The organism is Pseudomonas sp. TNT2022 ID642, assembly GCF_028656995.1.
GTDB lineage: Bacteria > Pseudomonadota > Gammaproteobacteria > Pseudomonadales > Pseudomonadaceae > Aquipseudomonas.
Map to the genome: position 1 here is coordinate 24,888 of NZ_JAMDGW010000040.1, position 26,174 is coordinate 51,061.

General features: G+C 58.9%; 20 protein-coding genes and 4 tRNA genes. 17 read left to right on the forward strand and 7 right to left on the reverse strand.

All coding sequences use genetic code 11. From position 1 onward, the window contains the following. Window positions 1-397: 397 nt before the first annotated feature. Window positions 398-721: a hypothetical protein gene (locus tag M5G26_RS28160; protein ID WP_095119969.1), complete on the forward strand. Its 324-nt coding sequence runs from the start codon at window positions 398-400 to the stop codon at window positions 719-721. Between the two features lie 175 nt (window positions 722-896). Next, window positions 897-2,261: a DNA recombination protein RmuC gene (gene rmuC, locus M5G26_RS28165; protein WP_176470067.1), complete on the forward strand. Its 1,365-nt coding sequence runs from the start codon at window positions 897-899 to the stop codon at window positions 2,259-2,261. Window positions 2,262-2,348: 87 nt separating this feature from the next. Here the strand turns inward: rmuC and M5G26_RS28170 are convergent, their stop codons facing one another. Together M5G26_RS28170 and M5G26_RS28175 are read right to left on the reverse strand one after the other, a co-directional pair. Beyond that, window positions 2,349-5,819 (reverse strand): hybrid sensor histidine kinase/response regulator, encoded by a 3,471-nt coding sequence (locus tag M5G26_RS28170; protein WP_273917063.1) that lies wholly within the window; start codon window positions 5,817-5,819, stop codon window positions 2,349-2,351. 258 nt (window positions 5,820-6,077) lie between these two features. Next, the gene (locus M5G26_RS28175) at window positions 6,078-6,620 is read right to left on the reverse strand and encodes a TetR/AcrR family transcriptional regulator (RefSeq protein ID WP_134175128.1); all 543 of its coding nucleotides are present in this window, start codon (window positions 6,618-6,620) and stop codon (window positions 6,078-6,080) included. Window positions 6,621-6,711: 91 nt separating this feature from the next. On the opposite strand from M5G26_RS28175, the gene M5G26_RS28180 reads away from it, so the two are divergent. From M5G26_RS28180 to M5G26_RS28195, 4 genes are all read left to right on the forward strand, one after another. After that, window positions 6,712-7,899, forward strand: a complete 1,188-nt coding sequence (locus M5G26_RS28180; RefSeq protein WP_273917064.1) for an MFS transporter — start codon at window positions 6,712-6,714, stop codon at window positions 7,897-7,899. 51 nt (window positions 7,900-7,950) lie between these two features. Continuing rightward, the gene (locus tag M5G26_RS28185; protein ID WP_273917065.1) at window positions 7,951-8,262 is read left to right on the forward strand and encodes a cupin domain-containing protein; all 312 of its coding nucleotides are present in this window, start codon (window positions 7,951-7,953) and stop codon (window positions 8,260-8,262) included. A gap of 105 nt (window positions 8,263-8,367) precedes the next feature. Further along, a complete protein-coding gene (locus M5G26_RS28190) occupies window positions 8,368-9,519 on the forward strand; it encodes a TDT family transporter (protein WP_273917066.1) in 1,152 nt (383 codons plus the stop codon). Between the two features lie 99 nt (window positions 9,520-9,618). Further along, complete coding sequence (locus tag M5G26_RS28195) at window positions 9,619-11,493, forward strand: MFS transporter (RefSeq protein ID WP_273917067.1); 1,875 nt, start codon at window positions 9,619-9,621, stop codon at window positions 11,491-11,493. A 114-nt stretch (window positions 11,494-11,607) separates the two neighbouring features. On the opposite strand, the gene sugE is transcribed toward M5G26_RS28195, so the two are convergent. The 3 genes from sugE to rdgC form a co-directional block, all read right to left on the reverse strand. Next, complete coding sequence (gene sugE, locus M5G26_RS28200; protein ID WP_122597317.1) at window positions 11,608-11,922, reverse strand: quaternary ammonium compound efflux SMR transporter SugE; 315 nt, start codon at window positions 11,920-11,922, stop codon at window positions 11,608-11,610. A gap of 119 nt (window positions 11,923-12,041) precedes the next feature. After that, on the reverse strand, window positions 12,042-13,007 hold the full coding sequence (locus M5G26_RS28205) for a bile acid:sodium symporter family protein (RefSeq protein WP_273917068.1): 966 nt from the start codon (window positions 13,005-13,007) through the stop codon (window positions 12,042-12,044). Window positions 13,008-13,158: 151 nt separating this feature from the next. Further along, a complete protein-coding gene (gene rdgC / locus M5G26_RS28210; RefSeq protein ID WP_007919763.1) occupies window positions 13,159-14,079 on the reverse strand; it encodes a recombination-associated protein RdgC in 921 nt (306 codons plus the stop codon). 159 nt (window positions 14,080-14,238) lie between these two features. Here rdgC and M5G26_RS28215 point away from each other — a divergent pair. The 5 genes from M5G26_RS28215 (at window position 14,239) to M5G26_RS28235 (ending at window position 16,327) form a co-directional block, all read left to right on the forward strand. Continuing rightward, window positions 14,239-14,314: transfer RNA gene (locus M5G26_RS28215), tRNA-Val, on the forward strand. A gap of 19 nt (window positions 14,315-14,333) precedes the next feature. Next, window positions 14,334-14,410: transfer RNA gene (locus M5G26_RS28220), tRNA-Asp, on the forward strand. A gap of 191 nt (window positions 14,411-14,601) precedes the next feature. Next, window positions 14,602-14,677, forward strand: a tRNA-Val gene (locus M5G26_RS28225). Between the two features lie 19 nt (window positions 14,678-14,696). Beyond that, a tRNA-Asp gene (locus M5G26_RS28230) sits at window positions 14,697-14,773 on the forward strand. 204 nt (window positions 14,774-14,977) lie between these two features. After that, window positions 14,978-16,327 carry a hypothetical protein gene (locus M5G26_RS28235; protein ID WP_273917069.1) on the forward strand — a complete coding sequence of 450 codons (1,350 nt, stop codon included), beginning with the start codon at window positions 14,978-14,980 and terminating at the stop codon, window positions 16,325-16,327. A 20-nt stretch (window positions 16,328-16,347) separates the two neighbouring features. Here M5G26_RS28235 and M5G26_RS28240 read toward each other — a convergent pair whose 3' ends face one another. Together M5G26_RS28240 and M5G26_RS28245 are read right to left on the reverse strand one after the other, a co-directional pair. Next, on the reverse strand, window positions 16,348-17,511 hold the full coding sequence (locus M5G26_RS28240; RefSeq protein WP_134175116.1) for a catalase family protein: 1,164 nt from the start codon (window positions 17,509-17,511) through the stop codon (window positions 16,348-16,350). Next, window positions 17,508-19,316, reverse strand: coding sequence for a di-heme-cytochrome C peroxidase (locus tag M5G26_RS28245; RefSeq protein ID WP_273917070.1), 1,809 nt, complete (start codon window positions 19,314-19,316; stop codon window positions 17,508-17,510). Before M5G26_RS28245 ends, M5G26_RS28240 begins: the two co-directional genes overlap by 4 nt. Window positions 19,317-19,586: 270 nt before the next feature. Here M5G26_RS28245 and M5G26_RS28250 point away from each other — a divergent pair, with 270 nt between their 5' ends. From M5G26_RS28250 to M5G26_RS28275, 6 genes are all read left to right on the forward strand, one after another. Next, complete coding sequence (locus M5G26_RS28250) at window positions 19,587-20,306, forward strand: FKBP-type peptidyl-prolyl cis-trans isomerase (RefSeq protein ID WP_103306955.1); 720 nt, start codon at window positions 19,587-19,589, stop codon at window positions 20,304-20,306. A gap of 294 nt (window positions 20,307-20,600) precedes the next feature. Then, window positions 20,601-21,056, forward strand: coding sequence for a YkvA family protein (locus tag M5G26_RS28255; RefSeq protein ID WP_016987828.1), 456 nt, complete (start codon window positions 20,601-20,603; stop codon window positions 21,054-21,056). Window positions 21,057-21,168: 112 nt separating this feature from the next. Continuing rightward, entirely contained in the window at window positions 21,169-21,510 is a 342-nt protein-coding gene (locus M5G26_RS28260; protein WP_134175112.1) for a helix-turn-helix domain-containing protein, read from the forward strand. Further along, window positions 21,507-21,878 (forward strand): hypothetical protein, encoded by a 372-nt coding sequence (locus M5G26_RS28265; protein WP_003223109.1) that lies wholly within the window; start codon window positions 21,507-21,509, stop codon window positions 21,876-21,878. Before M5G26_RS28260 ends, M5G26_RS28265 begins: the two co-directional genes overlap by 4 nt. Further along, window positions 21,879-22,286, forward strand: a complete 408-nt coding sequence (locus M5G26_RS28270) for an SEL1-like repeat protein (protein WP_175554949.1) — start codon at window positions 21,879-21,881, stop codon at window positions 22,284-22,286. Window positions 22,287-22,525: 239 nt separating this feature from the next. Beyond that, window positions 22,526-26,174: DUF6531 domain-containing protein (locus M5G26_RS28275; RefSeq protein ID WP_273917071.1), on the forward strand; the 3,649-nt coding region annotated here is incomplete at its 3' end.

Consider the following 26,174-nt stretch of genomic DNA (forward strand, 5'->3'; position numbering starts at 1 on the left):
GCGCGATAGACCGGCTTATCCCCAAGCCTGACCATAAACCGACCCGAAAAAGCGCATCGATATAACCAGGTAACAGGTACTTGTGCACATTAGTTGCGCAAGCTGTAACAGCGCTGTCATACCAATCCTGACTCCAATGGCTGCCTGCATCGAAAGTTTAAGTCAATGAAAAACATCGCTTTTTTTTGTTGGTGAAAAAATCGTCAGTTTGACTGCGAGCCCCATTCCATAAGGCTTTGCGAGGGTTGGAGGGCGGTTGTCCACTGAGTTATCCACAGCTTCTGTGGATTGTCCCGAGCGCTTGCTCTAGGACGGGCGTGCCGGGTTGTTTTTCGACTTTACCTGTAAGAAAAAGAGAGTAGAGTGGCGCGCCTTCCGATTCGTCCCACAGTGCTTTATGAAGTTTCGCTCAGTATCAGACTCTGTTACCTCAGAACCTCCTCGTGTTACTCCACCCAAGCGCTTTACCGTTCGCGTTGCCGAATGGCTGCTCGACAGCCCGCGCCTGAGCGCCAGCCACAATGCCAAACACCTTGCTGGCCGACTGCTCAAGCAACCGGCGCGTGAAGGTGTGGTCGCCGCGCAAAGCCGCCTCGGACAATTGATGTGCCGCGAGTGTGGGAACGCCCGTGACCGGCGTATCGGTCAGGATCTGCTGCGTCAGGCCGCCCGCGCTGGCGACCGACGCGCGCAGCAGGAACTCGGTCTGCTCGAAGACTGAGCTGTCCAAGACCTGACACCTTGGTTAACCTTCAGGCTTTATCGAATCGGCAGGAGTCGCTATGGCTATGGACTTGACCAGCGTGTTGCTCGGTCTCGCAGGGGCAGGGCTGCCATTGTTGGCACTCGCCTGGCAACTGCAGCGCCGGGCGAGCAATGGCCAAGCCGAGGTCGCCTTGCTCGAAGAGCGCCTGGCCATGGCACAACTGGCACAGGACGGACTCAACGCGCAGCTCGACGCCAGTCGCGATGAAGTCGCCGATCTCGGCCAGGCCAATGCCGCCAAGCAGGCTGATCTGGCCGCTTTGCGCCGGGAAGTCGAACTGCTGCAGATCGAGCGTGACGACGCCCGCGATGCCTCACATGCCTGGAACCTCGAACGCGCCAACAAGGAAGCTGAACTGCGCCGCCTGGACGCACAGGCCGCTTCGCTGAACGCCGAGCTGCGCGAACAACAGGAAAGCCACCAGCAACGCCTCAGCGACCTGCAAGGCTCGCGCGATGAGCTGCGAGCGCAGTTTGCCGAACTGGCTGGCAAGATCTTCGATGAGCGCGAGCAGCGCTTTGCCGAAACCAGTCAGCAACGGCTCGGTCAGTTGCTCGATCCGCTGAAAGAACGCATTCAATCCTTTGAAAAGCGTGTGGAAGAAAGCTATCAGGCCGAGGCTCGCGAGCGCTTCTCGCTGGCCAAGGAGCTTGAACGGTTGCAGGCGCTCAACCTGCGTTTGAGCGACGAAGCGACCAACCTGACCCGCGCCCTCAAAGGCCAGAAAACCCAAGGCAACTGGGGCGAGCTGATTCTTGAACGTGTGCTCGAACACGCCGGTCTGGAGAAGGGCCGCGAGTACCAGACGCAGGTCAACCTCAAAGGCCCGGACGGCGAGCGCTTCCAGCCTGACGTGATCATCTATCTTCCGGGCGACAAGCAAGTGGTGGTGGACTCCAAGGTGAGCCTCACCGCGTATCAGCAATACGTGGCTGCCGACGACGACAGCCTCGGGCAGATCGCGATCAAGCAGCACGTGCTGTCGTTGCGCAATCACGTCAAAGGCCTGGCCGGCAAGGATTACAAGCGTCTGGAAGGGTTGCACAGCCTGGATTTCGTCTTGCTCTTCGTGCCGATCGAAGCGGCGTTTTCGGCGGCGTTGCAGGCTGAGCCATCACTGTTCCAGGAAGCCTTCGACCGCAACATCGTCATCGTCAGCCCGACCACATTGTTGGCGACCTTGCGAGTGATCGACAGTCTGTGGAAGCAGGAGCGCCAGAGTCAGAATGCCCGGGAAATCGCCGAGCGCGCCGGGTGGCTGTACGACAAGTTCGTGCTGTTCATTCAGGATCTCGACGAGGTCGGCAATCGACTGCAACAGCTGGATAAAGCCTACAGTTCAGCGCGCAACAAGCTCACAGAGGGGCGCGGCAATCTGGTCAGTCGCAGTGAACAACTCAAATTGCTCGGCGCGCGGGCGAGCAAGAGCTTGCCGGCGGATTTGCTGGAGCGGGCGATGACCGACGTCGATGGTCTCGTCGAGCTCCCTGAATAAAGATCAAAAGATCGCAGCCTCCGGCAGCTCCTACATTGGTACGGCGTACATCCTGTAGGAGCTGTCGAAGGCTGCGATCTTTTGCTTCTATAGCGGCAAATACCGACTCAACAACGCCCGCAACGCCGCCGGTTTCACCGGTTTGGCCAGATAATCCAGCCCCGCCGCATGCACCTGCGCAACCATTTCCGGTCGCCCGTCAGCACTGATCACCACTCCAGGCACCGGCTCGCCCAACGTGGTGCGCAACCACGCCATCAACTCGGTGCCGGTATCCCCGTGATCGAGGTGATAGTCGACCAGCGCCACTTGCGGTCGCACGCCGTCGTTCAACAACGCCGCGCATTCCTCACGATTACGCGCCGTCCATACCTGACAGCCCCAGCGGCTCAATAAGCTGTTCATGCCGATCAGAATGCTGTCTTCGTTGTCGATGCACAGCACTTGCGCGCCGCTCAGCAGCTTGCCGTTCAATTCCACGGCGGCGCTGGCCGGCACGGCTTGTGAGCGAGTCAGCGGCACGCTGACGCTGAACACGCTGCCGCGGCCTGGCCACGAACGTACACGCAAAGTGTGGCCGAGCACTCGGCACAAGCCATCGGCAATTGCCAAACCCAGCCCGAGGCCTTTTTCGGCGCGGGTCTGATGGCTGTCGAGGCGCTTGAACTCCTCGAAAATCACCTGTTGTTTGTCTTCCGGAATCCCTGGTCCGCGATCCCACACTTCCAGACACAATTCGCCGCCACGTCGACGCACGCCCAGTAACACCGGGCCTTTGGCGTAGCGGAACGCATTGGTGAGGAAGTTCTGCAAAATCCTGCGCAGCAATTTGATGTCGCTGTCGATACGCAAATGACTGCCGCGCACACGGAAGCTCAGGCCTTGTTCCTGCGCCAGCGCCTTGAACTCGGCACCGAGAGTGTCGAACAGCTCATTGACGGCGAACGGCTTGCGATCCGGGTTGATCTTGCCGTTTTCCAGTCGGGAAATATCCAACAAATCGCTGATCAGATCCTCGGCCGAGCGCAACGAACTGTCGAGATGTTGCACCAGTTTCTGCGCCTCGCTGCTCAAGCCGTCGTCCTGGTGGGAGAGGGCGGCGGAGAACAGCCGGGCGGCGTTCAACGGTTGCATCAAGTCATGACTGACCGCCGCGAGAAAACGGGTTTTCGACTGGTTGGCGGCTTCGGCGGTGCCCTTGGCTTCGGTCAGTGCGACGTTGAGTTGCGACAATTCTTGGGTGCGTTCGCTGACTCGCTGCTCCAGCCCTTCGTTGGCTTCGGTCAACGCCTGCTCGGCTTCGCGGAACGCGGTGATGTCGGTGAAACTCATGACGAAACCGCCACCCGGCATCGGGTTGCCGATCAACTCGATCACCCGGCCGTTGGGAAACAGCCGTTCAGATGTATGCGCGCGGCCCTGACGCATCCAGTGCAAACGGCGGGCAACGTGGACTTCCGCTTCGCCGGGGCCGCACAGGCCGCGCTCGGCGTTGTAGCGAATGATGTCGGCAATCGGCCGACCGACGCTGATCAAGCCATCCGGGTAATTGAACAATTCCAGATAACGCCGGTTCCAGGCCACCAGTTTCAGCGACTGATCGACCACACTGATGCCTTGGGTGATGTTCTCGATCGCACCTTGCAGCAGAGCGCGGTTGAACTGCAGTACCTCGGAGGCTTCGTCGGCGATTCGGACGACGTCTTCCAGCTGCATTTCCCGACCTTCGATGGCGGCTTTTACTACAGCACGCGTCGAAGAAGCGCCAAGCACACCGGCCAGCAAGCGCTCGGTATGGGCGATCCATTCGCCGTCGGCATTCTGGTTCGGGTTGAAGCCTTTGCCCTGTCGATAGGCGAAGCGAATAAAGCTCTGACGCGCACGTTCCTCACCGACGAAACGCGCGGCCAATTGCAGCAGGTCGTCGATTTGTACCGCCAGCATCGAGCGCGCACTCGGCCGTGCACTGATCTCCTGACCGATGAAACGCCCGGCCTGCCAATGCTCCGACACGCGCGTGCGGGATAGCACCGAGACCCAGGCAAACAAGGTGAAGTTACCGGCCAGCGACAACACCACACCTTGGGTCAGCGGGGTAATCGGCAAATTCAGCGGATTGCTGTGCAGCCACGCCAGCCCCGGAAAACTGCTCAGTGACCAACCGAGACTGTGCGCGGCAATCGGCAGGATCAACGTGTAGAACCAGAGGAAAGTGCCCGCAGCCAAACCGGCGAAAACGCCGCGACGGTTGGCCTGTTTCCAGTACAAGGCGCCGAGCATGGCCGGTGCCAGTTGCGTGACGGCTGCAAAAGCGATCTGGCCGATGGTCGCCAGGCTCGCCGTTGAACCGAGCAAGCGATAGCTGACGTAGGCCAGCAACAGAATCACCACGATGCTCACGCGCCGCACCGAGAGCATCCACTGACGGAACACTTCGAACGGGCGCTCGGCGTTATTGCGGCGCAGCAACCACGGTAACAGCATGTCGTTGGAGACCATGGTCGATAGCGCCACGCTGGCGACAATCACCATGCCCGTGGCCGCCGACGCGCCACCGATAAACGCCAGCATCGCCAGCGCCGGATGCGCCTGCGCCAGTGGCAGGCTGATCACGAAGGAGTCGGGCAGTACGTCGCTGGGCAGCAGCATCTGACCGGCCAGCGCGATCGGGACTACAAACAATGCGGCCAGCGCGAGATAGGCAGGAAACACCCATTTGGCCAGACGCAGATCCTGCGGATCGATGTTCTCCACCACCGTCACATGGAACTGCCGGGGCAGGCAGATGATCGCCATCATTGCCACGCCGGTCTGCACCACCATCGAGGGCCAATTGATGGTTTCTTTCCAGTATTCCTCGAGGCGTGGGGCGAGCATCGCCTGGTTGAACAGGTCATCGAAACCGTCATACAGGCCATAGGTGACGAAGGCGCCGACGGCGAGAAACGCGAACAGTTTGACCAGCGACTCAAAGGCAATCGCCAGCACCATGCCCCGGTGGTGCTCGGTGGCATCGAGGTTGCGCGTACCGAAAACGATGGTGAACAGCGCCAGCACCAGCGACACGATCAGCGCGGTGTCCTGGGCGCGGGTGCCCATGGCGTCCGCCCCGGCGCCGATCAGCAGGTTTACGCCGAGAACGATGCCTTTGAGTTGCAGGGCAATGTAGGGGAGGACGCCGACCAGGCAGATCAGCGCCACGACCACCGCCAGCGATTGCGATTTGCCGTAACGCGCGGCGATAAAGTCAGCGATGGAGGTGATGTTCTCCTGTTTGCTGATCATCACCATTTTTTGCAGGACCCACGGCGCGCCCACCAGCAGCAAAATCGGCCCGAGGTAAATCGGCAGGAATGACCACAATTGCTCGGCGGCTTGACCGACAGCGCCGAAGAACGTCCAACTGGTGCAATAAACCGCCAGCGACAGGCTGTAAACCCAGGCACGCACGCGCGGCGGCAACGGCGCGCTGCGCCGGTCGCCGTAGAAGGCGATGGCGAACATGATGGCCATATAGGCCAGGGCGACGGCGGCGATCAGCCCGGTGGACAGCGACATGCAACACTCCCGACAAAAGACTCCCCGGCACTCCTGCCCGGGCGGACAGTCTCGCATGCGCGGGGCGGTTAGTCAGTGTCGACCAAGGTCGTGGCGTGGTGGGGTGTCGCAGGTTTGAATGGAGGCGTTGTGCGTTGACATTGCCAGGCATCGAACCCTGTAGGAGCTGTCGAGTGAAACGAGGCTGCGATCTTTTGATTTTTCAAAATCAAGATCAAAAGATCGCAGCGTGCCGCAGCTTCTACATGAATATCGGCGTCAGTCCTGACGCAACGCAATATCAATCAGCCGATGCAGCTCATCCACCTCCAGCGCCGCCGCCGAAAACAGAATGCGGAACACCACCGGCGCCACCACCAGATTGATCAACCGATCAACACTCGGAGCCGCCTCATCGGGATGTCGCTCAACAATCGTCTGCAACTGCGCGCCAATGATCGTCACGCAATAGCCCGGCGTAGCACTGGCCTGCACGTCGCGCATCATGTTGCGTCCAGGCTCGGAACTCATCTCATCGAGATACTGCTCGGCCCAAGCCCGAATATCACTGCGCAAGCTGCCGGTCTGGGCCGGTTCGCTGTCCGGACGCATGCGGGCGAGGGCGACGTCGGCCAGCAACGCCGACAGATCACCCCAACGCCGGTAAATCGTCGACGGCGTCACCCCGGCGCGTGCGGCGATTTGCGGGACGGTCACGGTCGAGCGCTCCTGTTCTTGCAGGAGCGCTCGGACTGCCGAATGAATTGCATCTTGCACCCGGGCACTGCGGCCGCCGGGGCGTAAACCTTCTTTAATAGCCATGGCGCAGACCTTAACACAAAGAATTTGCTTTAAGCGCGAGGCAGTAGCACACTCCGCAAAAGCAAAAAATTAGCTTTTGCGGAGTGTGCCCATGACCAGCCTTGCTTCTAACCGTTCCAGCCTGTGGTTTCTGGCGATAACTCTTCTGAGTTTTCTCGCCGCCTCCACAGCACCGACGCCGTTGTATCACCTGTATCAGGATCAACTGCACTTTTCGGCAGCCGTCCTGACCCTGATTTTCGGCGTCTACGCCCTCAGCCTGTTGGCGGCTCTATTAACCGTCGGCTCGCTGTCCGACCACTTGGGGCGCAAACCGGTGATCTTCGCCGCGGTGCTGCTCAACGCCTTGGCGATGTTGCTGTTTATCTACGCCGACAGCGTGGCGTGGCTGATCAGCGCGCGCGTTCTGCAGGGTTTTGCCACCGGCATGGCAACCGCTGTTTTAAGCGCAACATTGCTCGATGCCGATCGTCAGCAGGGGCCGCTGATCAACAGTGTCGCGCCGTTGCTCGGCATGGCCTTGGGCGGCATGGGTTGCGGTTTGCTGGCGCAGTTCGCGCCAGCGCCGTTGCAACTGACCTATTGGCTGCTACTCGGACTGTTTGTACTGCAGGGCATTTATGTCTGGCGCTTACCGGAAAGCGTCACCCCGCAAGCCGGGGCGTGGGCATCGTTGCGCCCGACGTTGCATGTGCCGGTGCAGGCGCGTTCGACGTTGTGGCGCGTGTTGCCGCTGAATACGGCAACGTGGGCACTCGGCGGTTTTTACGCATCGCTGGCACCTTCACTGGTGCGCACGGCCACCGGTTCGAACTCCAATCTGATCGGTGGCGCAACCGTGGCTGCCTTGACGGTGACCGGTGCATTGATGATTTTCACGCTGCGCAATCGTCCTGCCGCGCGAGCATTGCAGTTGGGCGCGAGCCTGCTGCCGATCGGTCTGGTGTTGATTCTGCTGGGTGTGCACAGCGCCAGTCTGTCGCTGTTTTTCCTCGGCACGCTGGTAGCCGGTTGCGGCTTTGGCTCGGGATTTCTCGGTGCCGTGCGTAGCCTGGTGCCGCTGGCCTTGCCCCATGAGCGGGCAGGATTGATGGCGGCCTATTACGTGCTCAGTTATCTGGCGTTCTGTCTGCCGGCATTGCTCGCCGGGCACTTGTCGCGCAGCTACGGTTTACTGGCGACCACCGATGGTTACGGGGCGATTTTGATTGTTTTGGCTGTCGGCGCGCTGTTGCTCAGCCTGCGCCCAGCGCCAGCCAAAGTCTGTCGCGCTCCATAAACGGCGCGCTTTCGGTTAGCCTTGCCCGGCCTTCTTCTCACGGATCGACTCATGAAGATTATTCGCAGCAAGACCTTCACCGCCGAGCGCGCCTGGGGTGCGCTGGACATCGCCAATATGAACGGCATCACCACGCGCCTGCACTGGACGGATCAGCCGTACAAATGGCACGTCAACGATGGCGCGGAAGTATTTGTGGTGCTCGATGGCCAAGTGCTGATGCATTACCGCGAGCAGGGCGAAGAAAAACAGGTGCAGATGAATGTCGGCGACATCTTCTATGCGAGCGTCGGCACCGAGCACGTCGCCCATCCGCAAGGCGCGGCGCGGATTCTGGTGATCGAGAGCGAAGGCAGCGTTTAATCGCTTATTGGTAAAACAGATAACAGTTAGAGATATTACCCGTTATATAGATATTCGATTCGGTTCTACCATGGACTCAACCTCACCAGAGGACAGGAGTTCATGATGATTTGCCCCAACAGCGCCAAACCCGGCATCAAGCCGCTCAGTCAACTTCAGCATCCGCGCGAAGTGATCCGCCAGTTCACCCCGAACTGGTTCGCCGCCACAATGGGCACCGGTGTGCTGGCGTTGGCGCTGGCGCAACTGCCGTTGGCCATTCCAGGCCTGCACGCCATTGCTGAAGGTTTGTGGTTGTTCAACATTCTGTTGTTCAGCCTGTTTACCGCTGCCTACGCCGCGCGCTGGATCCTGTTCTTTGATGAAGCGCGGCGGATTTTCGGCCACTCCACGGTATCGATGTTCTTCGGCACCATTCCCATGGGGCTGGCCACGATCATCAACGGCTTTCTGCTGTTCGGCCTGCCGCGCTGGGGCGACGGTGTGATTCATCTTGCCGAAGTGCTGTGGTGGATTGATGTGGCCATGTCACTGGCTTGCGGCGTGTTGATTCCGTACATGATGTTTACCCGTCAGGAACACAGCATCGACCAGATGACCGCCGTTTGGCTGCTGCCGGTGGTGGCGGCAGAAGTGGCAGCGGCCAGCGGTGGTTTGCTCGCACCGCATCTCACCGATGCCCACTCGCAACTGGTGGTACTGACGACGAGCTACGTGCTCTGGGCCTTTTCCCTACCGGTAGCGTTCAGCATTCTGACGATCCTGCTGCTGCGCATGGCCCTGCACAAACTGCCCCACGAGAACATGGCCGCTTCGAGCTGGCTGGCCCTCGGCCCGATCGGCACCGGTGCGCTGGGCATGTTGCTGTTGGGCGGTGATGCACCAGCGATTTTCGCGGCGAACGGTCTGCCGGGCATCGGCGAGATCGCTTCGGGTCTGGGACTTATTGCCGGCATTACCCTGTGGGGTTTCGGGCTGTGGTGGATGCTGATGGCACTGCTGATCACCGTGCGTTACTTGCGTGACGGCATTCCGTTCAACCTCGGCTGGTGGGGATTCACCTTTCCGTTGGGCGTGTATTCGCTGGCAACCCTGAAACTGGCGAGCACTCTGAACCTGACGTTTTTCAGCGTCGTCGGCACGCTGTTGGTGATTTTGCTGGCGGTGATGTGGCTGATTGTCGGCAAGCGCACCGTGCAGGGCGCTTGGCGTGGCGAGCTGTTTGTCTCGCCGTGCATCGCAGGTTTGAAGAAATAACCTGAAAAGTTTAGGTAAGGTGTGGCCTGGATCGCGCTTCGGGATTCCAATAAGCAGTACCCAGGCCTCTCTACCTTAAACATCAGGGAAACACGGAAGATGAGTCACCCCTCACAGTTCAACCTGCTGCGCACCCGGCGCTTCTTGCCATTCTTCATCACGCAGTCGCTCGGCGCGTTCAACGACAACGTGTTCAAGCAGTCGCTGATCCTCGCCATTCTCTATCGGCTGACCATCGAGGGTGACCGTTCGATCTGGGTCAACCTGTGTGCGTTGCTGTTTATCCTGCCGTTCTTCCTGTTCTCGGCGCTGGCCGGGCAGTTCGGGGAAAAATTCGCCAAGGACGCGCTGATCCGTCTGATCAAGCTCGCGGAAATCGCGATCATGGCCGTAGGATCGGTCGGTTTCCTCTTCGATCACCTGTCGCTGATGCTGGTGGCGCTGTTCGCCATGGGCACGCATTCGGCGCTGTTTGGACCGGTGAAATATTCGATCCTGCCGCAGGCGCTGCGTGAGGATGAACTGGTTGGCGGCAACGGCCTGGTGGAAATGGGCACGTTTCTGGCGATTCTCGCCGGGACGATTGGCGCCGGGGTCATCATGTCTTCCTCGCACTATGCGCCGTTGGTGTCCTGCGCGATCGTCGGTATTGCCGTGCTGGGTTATCTGGCCAGCCGCAGCATCCCGCGCGCAGCGGCGTCCTCCCCGGAGATGCGTCTGAACTGGAATATCTTCAGCCAGTCGTGGGCCACGTTGAAACTCGGTTTGGGCCAGACGCCGGCGGTATCGCGTTCGATTGTCGGCAACTCGTGGTTCTGGTTTGTCGGGGCGATTTACCTGACGCAGATTCCGGCCTATGCCAAAGAGTGGATGCACGGTGATGAGACCGTGGTCACCCTGATCCTGACAGTGTTTTCGGTGGGTATCGCGCTCGGCTCGATGCTCTGCGAGAAGCTGTCTGGGCGCAAAGTCGAGATCGGTCTGGTGCCGTTCGGCTCGTTTGGTCTGACCGTGTTCGGTTTGCTGTTGTGGTGGCATTCCGGCGGAATTCCCGACAGCGTCACTGGCCACAGCTGGATTGAAGTGCTGGGCTTCGTGCACACCTGGGCGGTGTTGATCGACATCCTTGGCCTCGGCATATTTGGTGGTTTCTACATCGTGCCGCTGTACGCACTGATCCAGTCACGCACGGCCGAGAACGAGCGGGCGCGGGTGATTGCCGCCAACAACATTCTCAACGCGTTGTTTATGGTGGTATCAGCCATCGTCTCGATCGTGCTGCTGAGCGTGGCCAAGCTGTCGATCCCGCAGTTGTTCCTCGTGGTGTCGCTGCTGAACATCGGCGTCAACGCCTACATCTTCAAGATCGTCCCCGAGTTCAGCATGCGCTTCATGATCTGGCTGCTCAGCCATTCCATGTACCGCGTCGAGCACCGCAACCTTGAAGCGATTCCCGATGAAGGCGCGGCATTGCTGGTGTGCAACCACGTGTCGTTTGTCGATGCCTTGCTGATTGGCGGCGCGGTGCGTCGGCCGATTCGCTTTGTCATGTACTACAAGATCTACAACCTGCCGGTGCTGAACTTTATCTTCCGCACCGCAGGGACAATTCCGATTGCCGGGCGTAACGAAGACATCCAGATCTACGAAAAGGCCTTCACCCGGATTGCCCAGTATCTGAAGGACGGCGAGCTGGTGTGCATCTTCCCGGAAGGCAAGCTGACGGCGGATGGTGAGATGAACGAATTCCGGGGCGGGCTGACACGGATTCTCGAGGAGACGCCGGTGCCGGTGATTCCGCTGGCATTGCAAGGACTGTGGGGAAGTTTCTTCAGTCGCGATCCGAATAAAGGTGTGTTTCGGCGGTTGTGGTCGCGGGTGACGTTGGTGGCGGGTTCGCCGGTGGGCATTGATGCGGCTGAGCCGGCGAAGTTGCAGGGGTTGGTGGGGGAATTGCGCGGGGCTGTTAGATAGTCGGCGATTTTAAGGGGCTCTTCGCGAGCAGGCTCGCTCCCACAGTTGATCGTATTCCTCTGACGGAACGCGATTGAATGTGGGAGCGAGCCTGCTCGCGAAAGCGGTAGTGGTTTAAGCGCTGACCTTAAGGCCAATCAGTCCGGTAATGATCAACGCCACACTGGCCAGCCGAATCAACGCCATTGACTCGCCGAACAGAATAATTCCGGCAATCACCGTACCCACCGCGCCGACACCGGTCCAGATCGCATAGGCCGTGCCCAGCGGCAATTCCTTCATCGCGAGGCCAAGCAGGCCAAGGCTGATGGCCATGGCCGCAATGGTCAGGACGGTGGGGAGTGGGCGAGTGAAACCGTCGGTGTATTTCAGGCCGACGGCCCAGCCGACTTCGAACAGGCCGGCGAAAAACAGAATGATCCAGGACATGCAAGACCTCCATCGATAGACGGGGTCGTCCCCAGATTAATGACTCGATCGAGCCGCAGGGTCGTCCCCGCGTTGCGCGCTAGTTTGACCAGCATTAACCCGGGGATCAAGTTTCGAGGTCAGTCAGCCGCTTGCTGCGCCAGTGTCTCGCGATCTTCCTTTTCACTCATGCGCCGGAAGTACGTCGACAGCAGGGCGCCGGAAATATTGTGCCAGACGCTGAACAGCGCGCTCGGCACCGCTGCCAATGGCGAAAAATGCGCACTGGCCAACGCGGCGCCTAATCCCGAATTCTGCATGCCCACTTCCAGTGCCAGCGACTTGCGTTGGGCCAGCGGCAGCTTGAACAGGCGTCCGGTGAAGTAGCCCAGCAGATAACCGAAGCTGTTGTGCAACATCACTACGGCCATGATCAGCAGGCCGGATTCGGCGATTTTCGCTTGGCTGGCGGCCACCACGGCGGTGACGATGATCACGATGCTGACCACTGACACCAACGGCAACACATCCACTGCGTGGCGCACTTTGTCGCCGAGCAAGCGTTGGGCAACCACACCGAGAATGATCGGCAGCAACACCACTTGCAGGATTGACCAGAACAACTCCATGAACGACACCGGTAGCCACGCCGAAGCCAGTAGCCAGATCAGCGCCGGCGTCAGCAGCGGGGCGAGGAGGGTGGTGACGGCAGCGATAGCCACCGACAACGCCAGATCGCCGCGAGCCAGCCAGGTCATCACGTTGGACGACGTGCCGCTTGGGCAGCAGCCGACCAGAATCACCCCGACGGCGATTTCCGGCGGCAGATGAAACACCTGGCAAAGCAACCATGCCACACCGGGCATGATCACGAAATGTGCAACCACGCCCAGCGCCACACGCCACGGGTGGCGGGCAACGGCAGCAAAGTCGTCGAGTTTGAGGGTCAGGCCCATGCCGAACATGACAAGCCCGAGCAGCGGTACGATCGCGCTTTTCAGGCCGAGGAACCACGCCGGTTGCAGTAATGCCACGACGGCGAAAATCAGAACCCAGTAAGCGAAGGTATTGCCGACAAAGCGGCTGAGTGCAGCCAGTGCGCGCATGGCTTGATCCTTATTATGTGAAAGCGTTAGGAAGCTAAGCATACGTCGCCAGCAAAAAGATCGCAGCCTCCGGCAGCTCCTACAGAAAAACACGTCCTTTGTAGGAGCTGCCGAAGGCTGCGATCTTTTAAGCGTTCACACAAAAAACCGATCAGATCCCCTGCGGAGTCTCTTCCCCACCCAACGCTTCCACCAGCGCCGGCAGGAAATCGCCGAAGGTCAGCATCATCAGGGTGAAGCTGGCATCCAGTTGGCCCAGTGCCTCGTCGCCGCCGTCCTGTTCCGCCTGATCCTGCAACAGATCTTCGAACTTCAGGCGTTTAACGGTCATCTTGTCGTCGAGCATGAACGACAGTTTGTCCTGCCAGGCCAGCGACAGCTGAGTGACCACTTTGCCGGTGCTCAGGTGCAGCTGGATTTCTTCGCTGGTCAGGTCTTGACGCTTGCAACGGACGATACCGCCATCTTCGTGGGTGTCGCGCAGTTCGCACTCGTCCAGTACATAGAAGTCGTCGGCGGCTTTTTGCGTGGTGACCCATTCGGTCATGGTCGCGGTAGGCGACATTTTTACGGTCAGCGGACGGACGGGCAGGGTGCCGATCACTTCACGCAGGGTCGACAGCAGGTCTTCAGCACGTTTCGGGCTGGCCGAGTTGACCAGAATCAGGCCCTGTTTCGGCGCGATGGCGGCGAAGGTCGACGAGCGACGAATGAAGGCGCGCGGCAGGAACGCCTGGATGATTTCATCCTTTATCTGGTCGCGTTCCTTCTTATAGACCTTGCGCATCTGCTCGGCTTCGATCTCTTCGACCTTTTCCTTGACCGCGTCACGCACGACGCTGCCCGGCAGAATACGTTCTTCTTTACGCGCGGAAATCAGCAGGAAGTCACCGCTGACGTGCACCAATGGAGCATCTTCGCCTTTGCCGAACGGCGCGACGAAACCGTAGGTGGTCAACTCCTGGCTTGCACATGGACGCGCCAGTTTGGTGGCCAGTGCAGTTTCCAGCGCCTCGGCATCGACAGGCAGGTCTTGGGTCAGGCGATAGATAAGCAGGTTTTTGAACCACATGGGGTGAGTCTCTCCTTTATACAAAGGGGGGCATTATTGTCTTCGCCGTCTCATAGGCCAACCCTTCTCTAAGCCTTTGGAAGGCCTGAGAAAATTATTTAAAAAAGTGCTTGCCAGAGGTTGGGTCGCTCCGTAGAATGCGCGCCACACCGAAGCGAAGGGTGATTAGCTCAGCTGGGAGAGCGTCTGCCTTACAAGCAGAATGTCGGCGGTTCGATCCCGTCATCACCCACCATTCGTTTCAAGTGTTTAGCGCAGCGGTAGTTCAGTCGGTTAGAATACCGGCCTGTCACGCCGGGGGTCGCGGGTTCGAGTCCCGTCCGCTGCGCCATATTCGGTAACCTGGACCACTGAACGCCAGGTCACCACGGAAAAACCCGCCAAGGCGGGTTTTTTTCTGCTCCGAGGTTGTACCCGCGGGATGTGTCGTTTCACCGGTTTTCGGATTTATTTGAAAAAAACTTCAATTAAATCAACACTTTACGAAAACTTGTGGCATAATGCGTCCCGTAACGAAGCGAAGGGTGATTAGCTCAGCTGGGAGAGCGTCTGCCTTACAAGCAGAATGTCGGCGGTTCGATCCCGTCATCACCCACCATTCGTTTCAAGCGTTTCGCGCAGCGGTAGTTCAGTCGGTTAGAATACCGGCCTGTCACGCCGGGGGTCGCGGGTTCGAGTCCCGTCCGCTGCGCCATATTCGGAATCTGGAACACTGAACGCCAGATTCCACGGAAAGCCCGCCTTGTGCGGGCTTTTTGCTGTCTGGCGTTTGAGTATTTTTCGCTGCATATATCTATGTAGTGCCTGCCAGCCAAGCCGCTTTCGGACAATGGGCAACGTTGTTCATGACTCATTTCGCGTCATGAATTGGTTCATTGCCTACCGAGAGACTGAGTTCATGAGTGATTCCCTTCCAGCAAAACCTGCCGAAAATTCGGTGGACCTGACGTTTCTGGCCCGTAAACCGTCGTTTCTTGAGTGTGATGACGCTGCAGCCTTTCTACATGGCATGAAATTCAAGGAAAACACAGAAGTTCTCTGGTTTATCCTGAAAAATAGCCAAGGACGGTACTTTTGTGCCGAGTTCTTAAAATCAGACGCATCGGAAGTGAATAGCGACAGTGTCCCACCCAACGGTTCGCTCTTTGTATCCAAGTGTGTAAGGAACCAACTGTCCGTCCCTACCGGGTATACCGTCGCCGCCAGTTTTCATCTGCATCCATTTGCAGAGCAGGGCGCGCCAGAAAGCGGAGATGATTTTGTTTACCGTAATCGTTTTTTTTCAATTTCCGATCTGTGGAAAGTCACGAACACAGATCGCCATTATTCCAGGTGCTATCTCTCCATAGGTAACGACGGTCTTATTTCATACGCTTCAACCTCATCAGACTTTGAGCTTGAGCTGTCCAAACAAATTGCGAAAACGTCTGGACGCTCCCAGTTGTTTCAGAGTTTGTACGAAAGAGGGGCTTTTCAGACCAACATCTGGATTTTATTGGCTATCGGGGCCGGTGAACTCAACATTGTTGTCGCAGGCGTTGTAGAAAAGGCGAAGTGGTCTCACCGAGGCGCACTGAAAGCGAGTTGGATACGGGACAATGATCCGGCAAACCAGACAAAACAATCCTCGGTCGAATTGATGCCGATTTTCAGCCCCGTTTTCAATGACGTGGCAGGCGTTGCGTCTTATTGGCGTATCAGGCAGCCCAATTCATCCGAAGGGCAAACTGTGGGCGTTATTCTCAAACATAACCACCGGGATGAGTTTATTGCCACCGCTGCCGAGTCCGGCGAGTACGTTAACTTTGACTTGTCTGTGGTCTTCCCCAAGGATCAGCATGGCAACGTCCAGCTTCCCGAGGGCTTCCGGGTCTATGGTTTCTACCATTCGAGCAAGCCATCGCTTCCAAACCATCTGCCCGCAGCGGACACCGATCTCTTCAAGAACTTTTTTTCCCCAGCCGATATGAAAGTCGGACTGGATCGATTGGTTGCGGCTCCTCAGCACCACTTGTTCATGATCACACCTGATGAGGCGGTCTTGAGCTTTTCGCAACCCGATATTCCTGTCAGATCGTTGATTATTGAATTGACGGCGGACTTTGAGCGGAAGTTGGTCTCGGGTGAAATCACCACACAGATGTTTGTCGACAAAGTAGCGGCGGCCGGAAACCTGAGCGTGCTCTTGCCGAGCAAGACATGGCCCGATGTCGGCCGGATCAGGCCGTCTGTCGAGGTAGTAGGGTGATTGCCGAGCCGGCGCAGTGATCATTTGTCATTACGCTGGTGACGATAATCACTCACCGCCTCGTAAACCGCTTTGCGCAACCGATTGATCCCACCGATTGGTCGATGCGCTTCAATGCCAAACCAAGGATTGAACGACAGGTTGTCGCATTGCAGATTCAATGCCGGGTTATCGAAATCCTGCGGTGGCAAGGTGATCCGCGCGACGGTTTCGAAGGGTGAATCCTGCTCACGCCATTCGATGCTGGTGTCCTCGATCGGCATGTATTTATGGGCATCCTGACGCTGAATCTGCAGCACGAAGCAGGCGGGTACGCGATCGGTCGACAGCTGTTGATTCAACGCGCTGCGCAGGAAGTTCGGCAGGTCGTGATTCTGTTTAGGCAATGTGTAAGCGGGGCAGTTTTCCGGATCGGGTGCTACACGAAACTTTGCATTCGCCTCACCGAATTTGTAGGGCGAAACCGAAAAGTATGTGGTCGCCGTCGGGCTATCCGGCGGCGGCGACAATGTTGCCAGCGCAATAAACAAATGGCGGATCTGCCAGGTACGCGGATCCCATCCGGGGAAAAACGCCATGACCTTCTTGCCATCGGCCTGCGCCGCCACATTCTGACGGTACTCGGCGACATCGCTGACAAAAAAGTTCGGGTGGCTGAACATCACGAAATCCTGTTCAGGCTGTGCCTGGCGGTTGCCGAGCAACTGTTGTCCCGAAACGTCCAGCAGTTTGATCGCCATGCCCCTGGCGTCGCGAATACTGTCGAATTGTGGGTAGGCATTGCCATTGGACAGACGAATCATCGCCTGCCAGGTTTTGCCGGGCTCACTGAACACGCCTTGCCGCAGTGACTGCGCCAATTCCGGCAGAACTTGCACCTGAGCCTTGACGCAGCCATGAGCCTTGGCATGTGCATCACGCAAATAGCGTGTGCCTTCGCGGTGCTGATCGACGATGCGCACGGCGGTCTGGATCACATCCTGAGTCATCGCGGCTTCACCGGGCGGAATCTGCTCCAGCGCTGAAACCGGACCGCGGTGTTGCCAGGCAAACCATGCCGTGGCAACGGCCCAGCCGAGCAGGCCGATGGTGACCATTATCAGTAGGGCTTTGCCAAGCAGGCGTCCAAGCCATAACCAGATTCTGGCCAACAGCGGCAACTCTTTCTTGAAGGTCGAAATCATGGCAGTTGTGCCTCCAGTGGGCCGCCGAGGACTTTCAGGTACTCAAGCAACGCCCAGCGTTCTTCGGGCTGCAGCAGCCGGCCAATCACGCCGTTGCCGCGTTCGCCAGCGCGGAATTCATGGCCGCTGTTGTGGTTGCCAGTGATGCGCGTGTCGAACAGGAAACCATTGGTAAAGGCCTCGCTTCGATAACCCAGATGTCGCGGATCGTATTCGAAGCTGCCCTTGAAAAAGGTCGTGACGCGTTCATCCTGCGGCGACAGCAACTGATAGATGCTCGGCACCGAACCGTTGTGCAGAAACGGCGCGGTGGCCCAGACACCGGCCAGCGGGCGGGCCTTGTAGGCGACTTTTTCACGCACACCGATCGGCAGGCCGAAACCGTCCAGTTGTGGTTTCTCCTGTGGCGTGACGTTGGCTTCGCGGTAGGCGCGATCCTCGACGAAGGCGGTGACGTAAGCCAGGCCTTTGGCCACTGACAACTGGCTCAGATCCAGTGGCTCCTTGGGCGTGGGATGCAGTTTGACGTCCATTTTTTCGAGTTCTTTCAGATCCCACTGCAGGGCGGTCAAATCGAAACGATGGCTGGCGATATTGTTGGCGGCGGTCGGGTCGGTGCCGATGACATTGACCGGCAGCATGTGCAAATGCTGCACCCGGCGCTCACCTTCCTGAGTCTGTCGCGGAACGTGGCAACCGGCGCAATTCTCGGCAAACAGCGAGCGTCCTTTGGCTGCCAGGGGCTTGTCGATGGCACCCAACAGAGCCTCTGGCCAAGCGGGCGGCTTGAGCTTTTGCAGGGTTTCTTCGATCTTGTGCAGATCACGCACGCGCACGCTCGAGGCATAGCGAGCGTCGCCTTGCAGCGGCTGGCCGTTGCCATCGAAAAAATTCAGGGTGGCGCCGACGCCTAACGCTTCACCGATATTGCGCGCCATTGGTTGCTGCGCCGAGCCGTTCCACTGCACCCAATCGAACGTCCACATGTCCCAGAGCTGCGGGTAATCCACCGGAGCATTGGCCACGCGGTAGTTGGCGGGGGAAATCGCATCGCCAAACGTCGCATTGGCAATGCGTCCGAAGGCATCGGCGCGGCCGGGACCTTCTTCGGTCGGATAGAGGCCGCGATGGGTATCGTTCCAGGCGACCTTGAGGAACGTATTCAGTGAGGTTTTGAAGTCTCTGCGCAATTGCTCGTGGCGCGCGTCGTATTCGTCGCCCAGCACGGTTCTGGCGAAACGTTCGAATTTCCATGGGTTGTAGTAAGTCGAGGTAAGACTTGCCACCAAAGCCTGTCCGAAACTGCCGCCGCGCAAAGTAGGAACACTGGAAGGCAGCACATGTTGCGCGGTACCGCCGTCAATCCGCACGGCTTGGCCTTTGAAGCGCAATTCGCCGGTGTGGCAAGCGGCGCAAGTGATGTCCAGATATTGCTCGGAGCTGCCGGGATCCTGATGGCGGGCAAAACCGACGGGGAGGTTGCCGGGGTTGTTCGCCGTGGCTTTCTGCTGCGGATCGATCAGAAAACCAAAACGCGCCAGGTACTCGGGGGAGGCGAAACGTTGCGCCGAGAAGGGCAGTTCCAACGCCTGAAACCACTTATAGCGCAGGCCTTTGACCTGCGTGCCTTGCGGCGTGAAATAGTAGGTTTGCCGCTCTTCTTCGCTCCACTGATCGAGGTAGTGCACCTGCTCGGCGGGGGTGTAGAAGGGTAGTTTCGGGTTGGCGACGTAATACAGCACCACGGCGAGAACCAGTCCCGGCAGCGCGATGATCAGGGTCAGCACACGGAATAAAAGGCGCAAGTTAAACATCCTTGTCGAATTGTTCTGCTGTTATGCCTGAGCCGGACCCGATGCGGCAAGTGGCCATTACGCCAGAAGATGCAAGCAGAGACGCCAGTCATTGTCGGGACAAGATGACAGAAGCTTCATCGTCGCTTTGCCCCCCTGCGTTTTAATCCCTGAACTTATCGGAAGATTCCTGCTCTCATGCCGGTAGCCATTGGTCGTGGCGGCCTGATAAGCTCGCGGCTTTACTCGATTGCCCTTTCGGCGCATGAACAAGGAAATAGCATGAAACAGCATCGGTTGGCGGCGGCGGTAGCCCTGGTTAGCCTGGTACTCGCGGGTTGTGATTCGCAGACCAGCGTAGAGCTGAAAACCCCGGCGCAAAAAGCTTCCTACGGTATCGGCCTGAACATGGGCAAGAGCCTGGCTCAGGAAGGCATGGATGATCTGGACTCCAAAGCGGTAGCCCAGGGCATCGAAGATGCCGTCGGCAAGAAAGAACAGAAGCTGAAAGATGAAGAACTGGTCGAAGCTTTCGCCGCGCTGCAAAAGCGTGCTGAAGAGCGTATGGCCAAGATGAGCGAAGAGTCGGCAGCCGCCGGCAAGAAGTTCCTCGAAGAAAACGGCAAGAAGGCCGGTGTCACAACAACCGCTTCGGGTCTGCAGTACGAAGTGGTCAAGAAAGCCGACGGCCCACAGCCTAAGCCGACCGACGTAGTGACTGTTCACTACACCGGCAAGCTGACCAACGGCACCGTATTCGACAGCTCCGTCGAGCGCGGCAGCCCGATCGATCTGCCGGTTAGCGGCGTGATCCCGGGTTGGGTTGAAGGTCTGCAACTGATGCACGTTGGCGAGAAGTACAAACTGTACATCCCTAGCGATCTGGCTTACGGCGCTCAGTCGCCAAGCCCGGCAATCCCGGCCAACTCGGTTCTGGTCTTCGACCTGGAACTGCTGGCCATCAAGGATCCAGCCAAAGAAGACGCCGCTGCTGCCAAGTAAGCAGTTACGGTTTCAACAACAACGCCTCGCTTATGCGGGGCGTTGTTGCATCTGGAGTCTGGCAAGGGTAAACAGAGCGAACCGATGGCGGTCGCAAGAGTCATAGCCATTGAGGCTGCCCGCGCTAGCCGCCCTGAGCAGCCAAGTCAATGAAATATTGGGGTTTTTTATGTGAGTAAAAAACGCCCGATCTGAGCGCAGCCCTTATGAAACGGGGCTTTCAGCGCTGAAATGCAGCTCTGTTCACAAGGTTATCCACAATTTGTGTGGATAACATTTCAACGGGAGGAATAGATGAAAGCTCCGTGGAATTTCGCTCGATTCCTGCCTCTGGCCGGCCGCCTGCTGGCACGTGGCCGCTTGCCGACCTTGCTGTTTGCGGTCGCCAGTAAGGGCGCCGCACAAGGCAATCGCCTCGGTAAACTCAAGGACGATTTACGTTTACTCCAGGCATTGTGCCTGGCCTATTGGCGCGGCGAGTATCGGGCAATCAGTGGCAAAGCGTTGATTTCGGTCGTTGCGGGGTTGATGTACTTCCTCAGTCCGGTCGATGCGATTCCGGATTTCATTCCCGTATTCGGCATGCTCGACGACATCGCCGTCCTCGCCTGGCTGATGAAAACCCTCGACGATGAACTCAATGCGTTTCGCCTGTGGCGCAACCGCCAGCAGCCGGAAAAACTGGCAGTCGTCGAACGCCTGCCGGATACCCCCGAACAACTGCAACTTCAGGGGCCGAAAAAAACCTGATTCCTCAACACCCGCCACAGATAGATACCCCCCGCGACCTTGGCCGCTGTTAGGATTACACTTCTAGGGAAAAGTGCCGACTCGCTAAGTGTTGTTGTCCTACGGGGTAGTCATGGATATTCAGATAATTGCACGCGATGGCGAACCCGAATACGCGGTTCTGCCGTGGGCTCAGTATCAGGCTCTACTAAAAGCAGCAGGCATCAACGAAACACCGTCGCGTCCGGCAGCCACGCCGCTCGCGGCCTCACCAGACACGATTCTTCCAGGTCTGGATCAACTACGCAGTTTGCGCGAAGGGAAGGGCATCGCCATTGAGGCGTTGGCCCGCACGGTAGGCATCAGCCCGTCATATCTGGCCATGATCGAAAGTGGCGAGCGTCAGCCCGACGCCGCGATTCGCCGCAGCCTGGCCTGGGAATTGACGGTGCCAGGGTGGAGGGATGAATCGTGAGCGTACGCATCAGTCGTCAACATTGGGATGGATTGCTCGGGGAACTGGATCAGGCGCGCCGCCAGCGCCATCTACTGACTTATCGCGCCTTGCTCGAGCGTTTGCAATTGCCGACACCGGCCATGCAAACCTTGACTGCCGCGCTTGAACATCTGGCCGCGCTGGATGCCAAGGCCGAACAACCCTTGCGCAGCTCGCTGGTGATCAGTCAGGGCGCCAGTCGCCTGCCACGCACCGGTTTTTTTGAGTGCGTTGAACGTCTGGGGCGTTTTTCCGGGCCGTCCGATGGTGTTGCTGCGGCCTCTTGGCATGCTTCGGAAGTCGTCCGTGTTTTTGAATACGAGTACCCGGAATCGGCGGAGGCCTGAGTGTTTTTACGACTCAAGGCGCGGGCAAGTTACTGGCTGGCTCGCAGGCTGTTTCACTGGTCATGGTTTGTCCGTCAACCGCGCGGCTGGCGCTGGCTCGAAGGTCAGTTTGCGCGCATGGCCAACCTTGGCGATGTCGGGGCGCAAAGCTTCTATGGGCACATCCTGACCTTTCGTGGTGTCGGCCTGGGTGCGCGTGAAGAAGGTGTGCGCCTGTTGCGGCTGGCGGCACTTGCGGGTGATGGCAAAGCGGCTTACCAGGTCGGCGTGATCAGCTTGGCCGGGACACCGAGCAAGCCGCCGGATCCTGTCGAAGCCGCCCGTTGGTGGCGCATGGCTGCCAAGGCTGAGCACCCGTTGGCTGAACTCAAATTGAAAGAGCTGAGTGCTCGCGACTCAACACTGTAAATCCATTTGTGTCTGCTCAAATAAACGCGGCGTGAGGTTTTCCTCACGCCGCGTTTGCGTTTTTGCGCGCCTGTTTATCTATGAGCGATTTATTACAGACAAGTCCTACAGTCATCGCCTACTTGCCTGACTTCTTTCCTGATTGATCCCCCGCACAGTTCCCGCGCCTAATTTTTGCGCGAGGGAACGCTCATGTTTGATCTGCTTATTCAGTCCACTTCGCACATCCGCGTGCGCTGATGGAAGCCGTCACCCGCATCGAGCAAGCACTCGACAGCTTTCCCGCCACCCTCAGCCTTTACCGCGAGCAGCTCAAGCATTGGGCCAGTCGAGCGGCGGACGAAGTCAGCCACGCCGCAGATCTGCCGTCGCTGATGGGCATGGAGCGGGTCATTCGCTTCGGCTCCGATAGCACTGTCGTCAGCAGCACCGACAACGAGTTTTTCTCCGGCGTCGTCCAGTGCCCGGAGAGCGGCCCGATGCTGATCGAAAGCAAATTCGAGTCGGTGTACGACATTCCGCTCGGCAACATCGTGGTCGATGTGATCGCCATGGACGGTGGCGCAACCACCCCCATCACCCTTGATGCGCAAGGCAAGGGCTCATTCAAAGGAATACCTGGCAAGTTCTACCGGGTGCAGGTGCACAGCGATGTCACTCCGGGTCAGCTCGAGGACCTTTTCAAAGCTTATGACGGCCTGACCGCTGAGCTGGATGGCTGGCTGCGCAGTGAATGGAAGGGTTTCAAACCGCAGTGGTCGCAGTCGGTGGCGACGGCGGCAGGCAACGGCATGCTGGCCGGGAGTTGGGCGGCGATCGAGGGGGTGTGGGACAGCATCGGCCTGCTCTCGGACATTCTCCAGGACCCCGGCCAGTTTGCTGTGCGCTTGGGCAGTGGCGCGGCGGATCTGATCGAGCTGGCGAAAACCGCGCCCGAGGTCATGCAGAACCTGCAACTGCTGGTCAGTGACGAAGCTGCACTGTGCTTGTTGCTACGCACTGCCAGCCTTTGGCTGGAGATGCTGCCGCCCAGTGAAGTCGCCGGCAAAACTGCTGAAGCAGCGTCGATGATGATGGTGCAGTTGCTCATCGATGTGCTGATCAGCGTCGTCTTGACGTTCGTCAGTGGTGGCGCAGGCATCGCTTATCTGACGCTGCGTCTGGCGGATCGCGCCGTGCAATTGCTGTCGGCGGTGAAACGTTTGGTGAAGGCGATGTTCGGCATCGTCGAAGGGTTCATCAAATACGTCGATCAATACAAAAGCGTTGCCGCCCGCGGCATCGCCTCCGGGGTGAAAAAGGGCCGGATGCAATTGCGCTGGAATGCGCAGCGCAACAGCTTGTTGAAGAAAGACGAGCATCACGACGACTCGCCGGATCAGGCGAAAAACCCCAACGGCGACAGCGCCGATTGCGTGCCCTTCACCTGCACCAATGGCTGTCCGGTGTCGATGGTCACCGGCGAAGAACTGCTGACCCTGAGCGATGCGGTGCTCGATGGCGTGTTGCCGTTTGAGTTTGCGCGGTTGTATCGCTCCAGCGCCGCCGAAATCGATATCGGGCTCGGGTTTGGCTGGAGTCATTCGCTGGCGCATCGGCTGGAGTTTTTCGCTGATGAGGTGGTTTGGGTCGATCACGAAAACCGTCGTACCCGCTTTCCAGTGCCGAGCGTTGAACGACCGGCGATTCACAACAGCCTGTCGCGGGCGGCGATTTTCCTTGGCGATGAACCGGAAGAACTGATCCTCGCGCTGGCCGGGGACGCGGCGCGCTTTTATCACTTTCGCGCGGGACGGCTGACAGCGATCAGCGATGCCTATGGCAATCGTCTGACGGTGCAGCTCGATCGGTCTGACCGGGTGCAGCGCCTGGACAACGGCGCCGGGCGTTCGCTGTTGTTGCGCTATGACCGGGCGCAGTTGCTGGGTGTTGATTATCAGGTGTTTCGCGACGGTGCCTGGAGTACCGAACAGGCGCTGGTCAGTTACCGCTACGACGCTTATCGGCACCTGATCGAAGCGACTAACGCCGTCGGCGACAGCGAGCGCTACGACTACGACGACGCTCACGTGATCCTGCAGCGGCAACTGGCCGGTGGCGCGAGTTTCTTCTGGGAGTGGGAGCGTTCGGGGAAATCGGCGCGTTGCGTGCGCCACTGGGCGTCGTTTTCGCAGATGGACACGCGTTACGTCTGGAACGACGACGGCAGTGTCGCGGTGCATTACGTCGATGGCACCGAAGAAACCTACGTCCACGACGAGCGTGCGCGGCTGGTGCGTAAAGTCTCGGCGGATGGCGGCGAACAGCTCAAGGCCTATGACTCATCGGGTCGCTTGATTGCCGAGCAGGATGCCTTGGGTGCCGTCACCGAATACCGCTACGACGAGGTCGGACGGCTGATCGCGCTGATTCCGCCGGCTGACGCGCCAACGTCCTACGAGTATCGCAACGGTTTCCTGCATAAACGCTCTCGCGGTGACGCGGTGTGGATCTACCGGCGCAATGCCGAGGGTGACGTCACCGAGGCAGTCGATCCCGACGGTCAGGTCACCCATTACTACTACGACACCCGTGGACAGTTGCTGTCGATCCGTTATCCGGACAGCAGTCGGCATCGCTTGGTCTGGAACAGCCTCGGCCAGTTGACCGAAGAAACCTTGCCCGACGGTGGCGTACGGCGCTTTTCCTACGATGCACTGGGGCGGCGGACCACGACTGCGGACGAACACGGTGCAGTCACCCGTCAGCACTGGGACGCCGTTGGCCGACTGATTCAGACGACGTTTCCTACCGGCAGCACCCGCGCCTACAGCTACGGCGCCTACGGTCAGGTCACCGCCGAGCGCGATGAGCTGGGGCGCATCACCCGCTACGAATACGATGATGACCTGCACCTGGTCTCGCGGCGGATCAACCCTGATGGCACGCGAGTGCAGTACCGCTACGACCATGCGCAACTGCTGCTCACCGAGATCGAAAACGAGTCCGGAGAAAAGTATCGGCTGGACTACACGCCGACCGGGCTGATTCGCCAGGAGGTCAGTTTTGACGGCCGCCGCACCGCGTACGTCTATGACCTCAACGGGCATCTGCTGGAGAAGACCGAGTTCGGTGATGACGGCTCTTGTTTGCTCACTGCTTATGAGCGCGATGCTGCCGGGCGTCTTCTGCTCAAAACCCTGCCCGACGGGATCAAGGTTTCCTACCAATACGACCGCCTCGGCCGTCTGACTGGTGTCGACGACGGCCAGCAACATCCTTTGGCCTTCGAGTACGACCGCCAGAACCGCTTGATCACCGAGCATCAGGGCTGGGGCACTCTGCGTTACCGCTACGACGCCTGCGGCCAGCTCAAGCGCATACGGCTGCCGGACAACAGCCTGCTCGACTACCACCACGCCAAGGGTGGCGCGCTGAGCGGCATCGACCTCAACGGCGCGCCGCTGACCCGTCACGTCTACCAGTCCGGGCGCGAACAACAACGTCAGCAAGGCCTGCTGCTCAGCGAATATACCTACGACGATCAGGGCCGATTACTCGCCCACGCCGTAGGCCATCAGCGTGATGCGCTGTACCGCCGCGATTATGCCTACAGCGCCAACGGCAATCTCGCGCACATCGCCGACAGCCGCCACGGCCAACGCACCTACGGCTACGACGCCCTCGACCGGCTGATCCGCGTACGTCACTCACGCGACGAACTGCCGGAAAGCTTCGCCCACGACCCGGCCGGCAACCTGCTGATGCAGGACCGCCCCGGCCCCACCCAGGTAAAAGGCAACCGCCTGCTGATGCAGGGCGATCGTCATTACGACTACGACGCCTTCGGCAACCTGATCCGCGAACGCCGTGGTCGCGCGCAGACACTCGTCACCGAATACCGCTACG